The 8,802-nt window shown below is 52.6% G+C and carries 5 protein-coding genes; all 5 read right to left on the reverse strand.

Annotated elements, in window-relative coordinates:
- Window positions 1-1,128, reverse strand: a 1,128-nt coding sequence (locus A3714_RS07160) for an NAD(P)/FAD-dependent oxidoreductase (protein ID WP_063527163.1), incomplete at its 3' end; no start/stop codon positions are given.
- Window positions 1,125-2,093: an alpha/beta hydrolase gene (locus A3714_RS07165; protein ID WP_365848622.1), complete on the reverse strand. Its 969-nt coding sequence runs from the start codon at window positions 2,091-2,093 to the stop codon at window positions 1,125-1,127. The genes A3714_RS07165 and A3714_RS07160, both read right to left, overlap by 4 nt.
- A 161-nt stretch (window positions 2,094-2,254) precedes the next feature.
- On the reverse strand, window positions 2,255-5,335 hold the full coding sequence (locus A3714_RS07170) for an Ig-like domain-containing protein (protein WP_063509527.1): 3,081 nt from the start codon (window positions 5,333-5,335) through the stop codon (window positions 2,255-2,257).
- 34 nt (window positions 5,336-5,369) lie between these two features.
- Window positions 5,370-6,731 (reverse strand): OmpP1/FadL family transporter, encoded by a 1,362-nt coding sequence (locus A3714_RS07175; protein WP_063509526.1) that lies wholly within the window; start codon window positions 6,729-6,731, stop codon window positions 5,370-5,372.
- Between the two features lie 334 nt (window positions 6,732-7,065).
- A complete protein-coding gene (locus A3714_RS07180; RefSeq protein WP_007149384.1) occupies window positions 7,066-8,709 on the reverse strand; it encodes an NAD(P)/FAD-dependent oxidoreductase in 1,644 nt (547 codons plus the stop codon).
- Window positions 8,710-8,802 lie beyond the last annotated feature (93 nt).

Consider the following 8,802-nt stretch of genomic DNA (forward strand, 5'->3'; position numbering starts at 1 on the left):
TTCCAGCATTAAGCCTTTGTACATCATGGTGTTTGAGAGATTGACGTGCGTACCATCAACACGTAGCTCTGCGCCGCCCAACATTTGCAAATCCAGACCGGTAGCTGTGACGATAATATCGGCAGGTATCCAATCCCCAGATTCCAGTTTTATACCGGTTTTGGTGACATTTTTTATATGATCCGTCACCACGGAAGCCTTGCCTTCACGAAGCACCTTGAACAGATCCCCCTTGGGAACTGCGCACATTCGTTCCTCCCATGGGTTGTAGTGAGGTTGAAAATGCTTCATGTCGATATCCGGCCCCAGTTGTTTGCGAGCAGCGGCCAGCAGTAATCTGCGGATCGCTTTGGGCTTACGAATCGATAGGTTAAATACGGTTCTCTGCAGCAGGATATTGCGTGTGCGCGCCATGCGGTAAACAAGCATTTCTGGCAGTACTCGGCGCAGGTTTTTCGAGATGAGATCTTGCTCAGGGACGGAGGCAACATAAGTAGGGGAGCGCTGTAACATGGTGACATGCGCAGCGCGGTCGGTCATCGCGGGCACCAGTGTTACGGCGGTGGCGCCGCTGCCGATCACGACAACTCGCTTACCCGTATAGTCGTAGTTATCTGGCCAGTGCTGCGGGTGAATTACCTCGCCGCCAAAGCGATTGATTCCAGGAATTTTCGGTGTGTAGCCGGCGTCATAGTTATAATAACCGGTACAGTTGAGGACAAACCCAGCGGTGAAAACTTCTTCTTCACCGGTTTCCTCGTTCAACGCGGTAACCGTCCAGCGATTGAATTCGCTGCTCCAGTCCTCGGCAGTGACTTTCAGGCCAAAATGAATTTTCTTGTGGACCTGATGATGCTCAGCGGTTTCTTCGATGTAATTGCGAATAGAGGGGCCATCGGCAAGCATCTTGGTGTCTGTCCAAGGCCGAAAGTTATAGCCGAGTGTGAACATATCGGAGTCCGAACGGATGCCGGGATAGCGAAATAAATCCCAGGTGCCACCAACGCGCTTGCGTCGCTCAAGGATGCCATAGCGTAGATCTGGGCACTTGCGGCTTAGGTGACAAGCCGCACCAACGCCGGAAAGGCCCGCGCCAATGATCAGCACGTCGAGGTGTTTATGTTTCATGGTGTAAGTCTCCGATCGGTGGAGCGTATGTGATTTCCTTGCGGGTCAAGGTGCTGAAGAAAGTCCAGCACTGCTCCGGTAAAAATACTGTTGCGGTCACCCGCTACCATATGACCTGCTTGATGGATTACTCGGTACTTGGCATGTGGCACGAGGGCTAATAATTCCTGGGCTCCTGCTTCGCTGAGTACATCACTGTGATGGCCGCGGATGAGTAATATCGGTAATTTGAGTTTGCTTGCTGCAAGATTGAGTCGCGCTCGGCCGAACATGCCTTCATTTGCTTCAGGGATTACCGCATGATCAAGAAACGCAGGATCCCAGTGCCAATGGAGACGGCCATTAGCGTCCTGGCGGAGGTTTTTTCGCAAGCCCTGTGAGCTTGATTGTGCTTTTCGTGTTGGGTTATAGGCAGCCACGGCATCCTGAACCTGATCCAGAGAGTCGAAACCGTCAGGGTGGCGGCGCATGAACTCAATCACCCGGCGAACGCCTTTGGTCTCAAGCCGTGGGGCCACATCCACCAGTACCAGACCTCGACAGGGCAAGGGGGGCTCCTCCCCAAGGGTAAGCATGGCCGTCAGTCCGCCCATTGACGCTCCCACGATATAAGGTGATGTGGGAAGTGATTGGATGATGGCGCGGAGGTCTGATACCAGCGCGGTGCCGCTGTAATCCCCTTCAGGGCACCACTGGCTTTGACCATGACCGCGGGCATCAATGCAGGTAGCGCAGTACCCGGATCTGGCCAGAGCTGTTGCCGTGTGCGCCCAGGCATGACGGGTCTGTCCGCCGCCATGCAGCAAAAGCACCTGCGGTGACTTCGGGTCCCCGAACTGGGTTGCACTAAGAACCAACCCGCCGTTTCCCGGGAACTGTATATCCCTGCCAGATTCCGGTGAGTGCTTTGAATCGCTATAGGCAAGGCTTGCGAGGCTGTCGTGAGGATGCATCATTATAGGCATTTATTTATTTGGCCAAACAACCAAATATTAGCGTTTCTTCTACACAAAGAAAAGTCCTATTTGACGATATTGATGATCATTCAGCGGTGTGGCATACGGTGAGGACAGAAAAAAGCCCCCATAAAGGGGGCATGAAAGTGCGTTAGCACAAGGGGAATATATTAAAAATCTTTTACCGGCAAGAAGGTAAAAGTAAGGTCTACGCCGAGGGGCGGTACCTCCAATTCGACACCGGCCAAACCTATGCCAAGCAGATCAATGTTGGCTGGTATGACGAGAGAGTCAGGGTTGCGAACTTTTAGAATCAGGCGACCATCGTCAACAAAACGTAACGGCCCTTCCAAGGTGACTCCGGTTATTTTTTTACTGCGGATGTCATGCCCAAGTTCAATGATTAGTCGTGGTTCCAGTTCTGGTGCATCCACCATGAGATCAAACGTGGTGCTAAACCAGGGGCCATCAGGGGTTCGGGTGATATAGCCAGTAATGGGCTGATTGTTTTCATATGCCAAGCGAAGCACCAGGGGGCCGGTGTCTAACGGTATTGTGATTAATCCCAGTGCACGGGCTTCCAGAAACACACTCGTCGTTGGGAGAACAGTGGGGAAGACTTTGGCAATGACGGCGCCGGTGACTTCATTTGATGTCATTGGGTCGCTGTCGATGAGGCGTCGGTTGATGGTGACATCCGGCTCATACTGGCTTACCCCGGCTTGCAAGGCGCCTGACCCGACAAAGGCAAATTTCTTTTCCGGGCAATCGTCGCCTATACCACAGCCAATGTTGGCATGGGTTATTACTCCCGATTTGTTTTTTAGCCTAAGCTGTAGGTAGTTGGCATCGGCAATGGCACCGCCGTTACCATCGGGTACCGCACCTTGCTCGTTGTCATCGATACTAAGATTAGCGTTAACATCCGCAACCGGCAGAGAGCGTAACGACACACGGGTGATCCGGTCCTCTTCCCCTGTTACAACGAAGTGATTGGTTAGGTCTGGACCTCCTTCTCTAAGCTCTGGGGCTGAGGAACTGGACTGAGAGATTTGACGTGTTTGTAGCGGTGCACCATCGGTTGAACATATGGCATTGGTGCCACAAACAGGCGAGTTTTGCTCGGAGTGCAGGGTGTAGCGATAAAGCTCGCCAATCTGCCACGGGTTGTTCGGGAGAAACTCTATTCGCTGGGCAAGCACCTTGAGACGACCATTGATGGGGTCCCATGCGTTATTGTTGGTATCGAAGTGTTCAACAACAAAAGTCTGATCATTAACCGTGTCGCCGTCGATACTGCGGCTAAAGATGACTCGAATACTAAAATCCTTGAACATATTCGGTACAGGATAGAGCGGGTCGCTATTTTTACCTCCTACACATCGGCCATTGCGCCAAGTCTCTCTTTCGCCGGTAAGATCGACATCGGTTAACGCACAGGGGTAACCGGGAAAAACAGCAGCGACAAGTGGTGCACGTAGCTCATTGGTGCTGCCATTGGGAAGCACGAAGTCCGGTAGGCGGATGTTGAGTGTCTGGTCCTGGTTGAGCGGGTTTCCCTGCGTATCTCGGAGCAGGCTGGTGAGGGTGACCTCGACGTCTTTTCCGTGTTGAAGGATATCTCCTCCGATGATGATCGTGGCTCCATCGTGACGTATTGGGTACGTCTTTACTACATCATCAACAGAAACCTGTACGGCACCGTCAAGGAACACCGAAGCTGGGTCTAATGGTTTGTTGAAGTTCAGGATAACGGGGTCACCAGGCCTTGCATTGGGTTGGAACGTTTCTCCCGGTGCCCAAGACTGAAGCTGCAAGGGTCGAGTGTCTTGGCTTGGGGCAGGCGCTTGGCGCTGGTTTTGATAGGCCTCCATGCGGAATGAGAGCAGACCGGATGCCTTCTCCAGGCCCAGTACATCAGGTTCAACCACACTGACCGCATCCAGTACTAGTACACCATCCTTTACAACGGCTAAACCCGCTACCTGCACATTAAGCAGGTTCTGGCTGAGAGCCGCATTGGGCTCTTGACCTGCTGCAGTCATTGCTGCGTCCATATTAAGCAGGGCATAGCGGGGAACCGATGGGGAATCACTGAATGGATTCGGGATCAGATACCCATTAGCGTCGCTGAGTATCGTGATGGTGACTTCACCGGTTTCCAGCCCGGACGGTATTTCGCCCAGTATATTGACGTCCACGGGGGTGCCTCGGAGTACGGAACCAGCGGGTACTCGCAGTGGAACGGCATTAGGAAAGTTGGGAGCAAAAGCCAGATCTGCAGCTAGATCCCCGCTCAACCCGGTAAATGATTCATCTCCCAGCACAAAGGATTGTACTGGCACCTGATTGATCGGGTTGCCGGTTAAAGTTGACACTAGTCCAGGTTGCTCAGCTCCAAGACTGCCAACTTTTAGAACGGATGTAGCACGGGGAAGAGTGGCTTCCGGAACAAAAGTCCGATTGTACTCCGGCAACTGTTCACCGGTAGTCTGGGCCCGCAGCCCAGCAATCGTTAGTGTGTGTTCCACAGGTTTCAGATCCTGGTCAGGATCCAGTGTCAGGTAACGACCCTGCAAAAATAGTGATGCGGGAACCAACTTGCCGAGGTTGTCACGAAGTTGAACCGATCCGGTTTCGCCATATGCTGTGCTGGTCGGATCAACCGTTTGGTTAAACGACATCCTGAAGGTGCTCATGTCGTTGGGATGGCTGGCATCATCAATCGGCTCTAGCAATGACGGTTGGTCTAGAGGAGTGGCTGAAAGCAGGGTGAAAGAGCCGCTTCCCATGGTTTGCGATGCGCCGGCTTGACTGCCTGCAGTCCGAAACCGAACGCGGGCCACGGAGTTATCATCAATGGCTCCAAGGCCATCATCGTTGACAACCAGATGGTACGCTTCCGCCGGAGCCAGCCGCGATTGAGGATACAGGGCCAGGCCTCTGCCATTGTCTACCACCTGATAGTCAACCATGACGGTATTCCCATCAGTATCACTGACCAGCTGTAGGCGTGAGTCAATGTCATCAATAACCTCTTGCTCAAGTGCAGAGGAAAATCGCAGGATTACTGGCGCGGTAGCTGGAACCTCGGTCTGGCCAGGATAAGGGTAAGAAAAAATTAATGTCTCTGGTGTGCTCCAGGGATTGCTTACATCGCCCTGATCGCCACCGCACCCGGTCAGAAGGGCTGCTATGGCGACCGCCAGACTAATCAGAAACTGGTGGATTGTGATGGGGTTATTATTCATTGCTCTTCTCCTGGTATTAATCGCATGCCTGTTGTTAAAACTTTAGCGACAGGGAGGAAGAAAATACGTTTATTTCACCATCAGCCCTTACCGTTTCATAAGGGGCTGGATCGGTGGAAGAGTTGATGGAGGTCAATTCGAAATCAGCTTCATCCAGCATTTGATACTGGTAAGCGAAGGAGAGTTCTAATGGCATATCTATTATTGGCGCGCTGGACAGACGGTAGCTGGCACCCAGACCGAAAACCTTTTTATCGGTGTCAAGATAGTTAACGTCCTGGGATCGGCTGGATTTTAAAGGTGAGTCCTCCAGGGCTGCGCCGGCAAAGAGTTTCATGGACTCCGACCACTGATAGCTAACGCCAATTCGGGGAATGGTGATGTCGTCAAACGCTAGATTAGCCTGATCGCGAATAGTATCGTCGGCAAACTCGCTTTCAAGCGCAGACCAATTGTGCTGCTCAATGCCTGCCGTCAATTCGAATTTGCCAACGGGAAGCAAAATGGCTGCGCCGAGAACTTCAGGTTGATAGGTATCAATTGTACTAAGCGCTAGGCTCAGGCCTGGTTCAGGGATAACTCCCGGCACAACCACATTGGCATCCACGGATACCTCATAGCTACTTTCCCCCCGCCAGAAAAGAGCCAGCTCCATCTTATCCATTCCAAAAGGCATGCACTCGCTTGTACCGCAAAACATTTCTCCAGAGCGGATATTGATACCTAGTGCCGGTGATAGGGATGGAGAGGCTTCCAGGGAAAGTTTTTCAGAGTCTGTGTTGCCGCCAAGGTCTGAAACTGCTTCCAGGTTGGCTTTGGCCTGGAGGGTAAGACGTGCTGATGCGCCGACGTCAACGCCCCTCAGGACGTTGCTGATAGCGCCACCAAAGGCGAGATAAAGTGGCTGAGATTCATAGCGTAGAAACTGCCCTTTCTGGCTGGTATTGGCCTGATAGGGCAATAGGTTGGATGTGTATTGGTCTACACCCACGTTCAGGCCAAAGTAAATGGGCTTGTCGATGCTGGAAATGCCGGCGACGCGGCTTTTGAAGCCGATTAATAATAGTTCGGAACTGGTGTCAGAGAGGATATCATTCTCTCGCTCCAAAGGGTCTGTTCCTCCCAGTGATTTGGCACGTAATTCCTGGTCGCCATACTGCACAATGACTCCCAGTTCGCCCTCCGGGGAGCGGGCCATGGCGGCCGGGTTGTAGTACACCGACCAGCTGTTGGATGCAAAAGGACTGAATGCCAAGGCAGTGCCGGCATTCATTGGGCCTAGCCCATAAGTGCTCGCTCCGTCGCCAGCACCGCCAATGGCCAAGCCGGGTGAGAGCAATGCTGTAGTGCACGTGAAGAAAAGGAGAGGTAACCGTTTTGTTTTTTTTGCAGACATTTCAGGCTCCTAAAGGGGGCTGTTCTGGTTATAGATGGTGAGTTGTTCTGATTTTCTGTTTGTTTGGTTAAACAACCAATATTGGTCTCAGGCTTAGCTGTCTGTGTCCATGACTGTAATGACGTTGTGCTCTGGCGCTCCGGTAATGTCACACATTAATGCGTGACGCCCAGTCGTCGTCTATGACGAGATGCCGTGTTCTGTTGCTGACCAGGCATGGGTTATCGAGTGGTGTAACGCCTCCTGGGCAGCGCTAAAGCGCACGGTCAACTGGATCTGGAGAGCTCTGCTGGCGTGACATGTACAAGCAGGCTCCACACTTTCTCTGGCACAGTCACTGAGAATTGTTATCTGTTTGTTTTGCCGGAATGCCCTTCTCTGGCAGCTGGGGATGTGGCTCACAGGCTTGTCTCCCGCCGTCGTGTCTGCTGGGAGTGTGCCCGGCCAGTACACTGAACCGGTAGTGATCCATCGGTAAATGCTTGGCTCGCCACAGCATTTCCAGAGAGGTAGAGGGCCGCAGCATTGGCGCGTCACCATGATGGTCGAAGTAATAACTGTTCGACAGCGCGCAGTTGTGGTTAAGGAACACGGTGTTTTGCTGGCGTTTCTGGATATTGCGGAAATACGCGTCATGGACGGACTGACGTATTTCCACTTGGCTGGCTCCACGTCGGTTGGCTTCGCGAATACAGCGAGAGAGGTGGATGGCATTCCCTTCGACCATCTTGAAGTAAGAGGTGCCGATAAGGGCATAGGGACCGAGCATGATGTAAAAGTTCGGGTAGCCCGGAATGGTCAACCCTTCATAGGCCTGGTAACGGTAGTCATGCCAGAAATCGCCCAAATTGATGTTGTTGCTGCCGATGACGTCGAACGAGGGAATATTTCCTTTCTCGAAGGTTTTGTAACCGGTGGCGAGGATCAAGGTATCGATACGCCGTGAGCGGCCGTCCTGGGTGGTGATGCCGCGGGACGTAATACGCTTGATCGGGGTCGTGACAAGCTCAACGTTGTTTCGGGCAAAGGTTCGGAAATAGTCGTTGGAAAACGTTGGCCTTTTGCACCCGAAGCCGTATTTCGGTGTCAGTGCTTGCCACAGGTCCTGGCGGTTGGGCAGCTGTTCGCGCAGGTTGTTTATGCCCGCCTTTTCACACATGCGAACCAGCCAAGGGGCCTGCCGGTAATATATTGCGGAAAGCACCATCAGGGTTTCGCTGACGGTGTCGGTAGCGCCGCGAAGGCTGCGTTGCAAGCCCGGTACGGTTCGGAACAATACCTTGAGCCAGCCAGGCAGAGTCTGATCCGGCTTCTTCAGCACCCAGATGGGGGTGCGCTGGTAGACGTCAAGTTGACGAGCCTGGCGGGCAATTTTCGGAATCAGTTGCACTGCAGTGGCGCCAGTGCCTATTACCGCTACTCGCTTGTCACTAAGATCAAGGTCATCTGGCCAGCGTGCAGTGTGAATGACATTGCCCTGGAACGTATCAAGCCCTTCAATATCTGGCATCTTGGGTGATATCAAACCGCCACAGGCCGAGACAATATGGCGTGCACTAAGTCGCCTGCCATCCGTAAGATCGATCAACCAGACATGGCTGTCGAGATCAAAACGGGCGCTAGCGACTTCGACACCAAAGCGAATCAGTGGGTAGATGCCATACTTGCTTGTTACCTGTCTTGTATACTGGTAAAGCTCGTTTCCCGGCGCAAAAACGCGAGACCAATTTGCGTTTTGTTCGAAGGAAAATGAATAGGTAAACGAGGTAATGTCGACAGCGATTCCCGGATAACGGTTGTCGCGCCAGGTTCCTCCCACATCCTTGCTTCGCTCAAGGATCAAGATATCTTTGATGCCATCGGCACGCAGCTGGATTGCCGCACCAATTCCAGAAATTCCCGCGCCGATGATAATGACTTCATGATCAGGAGTAACGCTGGGACGAGGGTTATGGATTGCAACAGCAGCCATATTCATGATGCAACCTCAACTATGGCGCTATCGCTAGCATTGACCGTTTGGGATGGGGCTTTGCCGACGTTATTGCTGGTCAGATACTTTCCCAGAATT

Source organism: Alcanivorax sp. HI0007 (assembly GCF_001635525.1).
GTDB lineage: Bacteria > Pseudomonadota > Gammaproteobacteria > Pseudomonadales > Alcanivoracaceae > Alcanivorax.